Annotated in this window: 2 protein-coding genes; one reads left to right on the top strand and one right to left on the bottom strand. The window is 35.4% G+C overall.

Translation table 11 applies throughout. The annotated features are described in order from the left end of the window. Positions 1–225 precede the first annotated feature (225 nt). The gene (gene celB, locus A3G9_RS0109240) at positions 226–1,578 is read left to right on the top strand and encodes a PTS cellobiose transporter subunit IIC (protein ID WP_002821005.1); all 1,353 of its coding nucleotides are present in this window, start codon (positions 226–228) and stop codon (positions 1,576–1,578) included. Positions 1,579–1,828: 250 nt separating this feature from the next. Here the strand turns inward: celB and A3G9_RS0109235 are convergent, their stop codons facing one another. Continuing rightward, a complete protein-coding gene (locus A3G9_RS0109235) occupies positions 1,829–2,095 on the bottom strand; it encodes a hypothetical protein (RefSeq protein ID WP_002816934.1) in 267 nt (88 codons plus the stop codon). Positions 2,096–2,320: the final 225 nt, after the last annotated feature.

The raw sequence follows: 2,320 nt of genomic DNA, 5'->3' as shown, positions 1-2,320 counted from the left end.
GATCTGGCCGGTGAGATAGTTGAGCTGTATAAAAGGATCGAGGATAAATGATAACGAGCAGATATACAGATTGAAATAAAATGAATTGATAAAAATAAACTCGCTAGTTTTCCGATCCTGAAATAAAAATAAATTTATTGGGATAAATTATAGATTGAATGCTTCTTTGTTATTAATATATTTGTCCTATTTTGACAGAAAGTTCAAAGTTTGAGGAGAAATAACATGGATAATAAACAAACAAGCTCCTTTAAAGATAATATGACAAAAGCAGCTGGTAAGTTTGCTGGGTCGCGATTTGTCCGAGCAATTATGCAGGCTGGTTTTAGTGTTATCCCGTTTACAATCATAGGAGCAATTTTTTTAATTTTGACAGTGTTGCCGCAGGCTTTTCCAATTCCAGGATTCGCGGCGCTTTATGCTGATACTCTTGGTCGATTTATCAATCTGTTCCAGGTTGTCTATAATTCGACAATGGGTATTTTAGCATTGGTTTTTGCTGGTACATTTACTTATTCGTACACCAAAATATATCAAGAGGAAGAACATATAAATGTTGTTCCAATGAACGCCCTGTTGATGTTTTTAATGGCATTCTTCATCACTGTTCCACAATTAGTTTGGAAGAACGGTAGTATCCAATTTGTTCAGTCTCTAAAAGCCGTTAATATTATTGGTGGTGGCTACGCCGTTTCAACTTCAGGAATTACAAGAATTGCTGCCGTGGGTATTTTTACCGGACTAATTGTTGGCTGGATTACGGTTCAGGTCTATCGTTTTACCATAAAACACAATTGGCAGATAAAAATGCCAGCTTCAGTACCGGCTGGCGTGTCTAACTCCTTTAGCGCATTAATTCCAGGTTTTTGTGTCGCTTTCGTGATCGCGGCAATCGATCTCATTTTGATCATTATGGGAACCGACATATTCAAAATTCTTTATATTCCATTTTCATTTGTTAGCAACATCGCTGATACATGGTGGGGATTCTTGATTATCGTCTTTCTGATTCACTTCCTATGGTGGTTTGGTGTCCATGGAGCAACTATTATGAGTTCCTTTTACACACCAATCGTCTTGGCCAACATGGCATCGAATGCCAAAGGAGGTTTTCACTTCTTTGCCGGTGATCCATTGAACGCTTTCGTTATTATCGGAGGATCCGGGGCAACTTTGGGTTTGGCAATCTGGCTGTTATTCCGATCCCGTTCAACCCAATTAAGAGAAATTGGAAAAGTAGAAATTGTCCCTGCTATTTTCAATATCAATGAGCCAATCTTATTTGGTTTGCCGATTGTCTATAATATTAATCTAATTATTCCATTTATCTGTGCCCCTCTAGCCTCAGGTATTGTCAGCTACGTCGCGATAACATCCAAATTAGTGCCGAAAGTTATTCTTCAACAGCCTTGGCCTACTCCGGTTGGTTTAAGTGGTTTCATTGCAACAGCTAGTTGGAAAGGAGCTGTTCTTTCAATTGTCGATGCTATTGTCGCCTTTCTTGTATGGTATCCATTTATAAAACACTACGATAATGTATTGCTCAAACAAGAAAAAGAAAAAGCAGCTAAAATTTAGCATTCTCATTTTTCAAAGAAAAAATATTAGAAAAAATTATCTAATTAAAGGCCTACTTTTAGTTGATACTAAGAGCGGGTCTTATTTTTAAAATGTCCTGGAAATTAAGTAGTAATATGCCGTTTCATTATTCCTTATTCCTTATTCCTTATTCCTTTATATTCTAACTTCCCGATTGATAATTTAATAAAAAGGCCTTCCAAATTTAGAAGACCTTTTTATTTTTCCATCAGTTTCCCTTGAAAATAACTTACTTATTGCTATTTTTTTCCTTAACCGTCGGACGGATTAAATATACCAAAAGCACAAGACCAACTATGGAAACGGCGGCACCCGCTAATAAATTGCCAACCATGAATAAGCCGAAAGCAACCGTTGCGAAGATTCCAAATATAGAGAAGAAAATTGCTAATTTCTGAATAAGATTTAAACTGTTAAACTCATCACGAAAACCATAATCAAGTAAAAGAACTCCAATCAATGAAATTGTTCCAAACAAAATGTGACCAAAAATCATAAGTCTGCCAACTTTCTTTTTTAGTAATGTATATATATTCTAATATATAATTTCTAGACATTTTTTTGTTCAAGTTAATTAAAAATTAGAAGATGATCATTAAAAATAAACTATCTGAAATTAATAATTCATTTATAAGGCTTTTTAATTTTAACTATCCTAAAGGTACCCTGGTCGTCATGAACCCGGTTTTGGGAGAACATGTAGACAAATGAACGCTTGCCC

It is taken from the genome of Oenococcus oeni DSM 20252 = AWRIB129, assembly GCF_000372485.1.
GTDB classification, from domain to species: domain Bacteria; phylum Bacillota; class Bacilli; order Lactobacillales; family Lactobacillaceae; genus Oenococcus; species Oenococcus oeni.
Note: the sequence above shows the minus strand (reverse complement) of the source record. Positions and strands in the feature narration are given on the sequence as shown.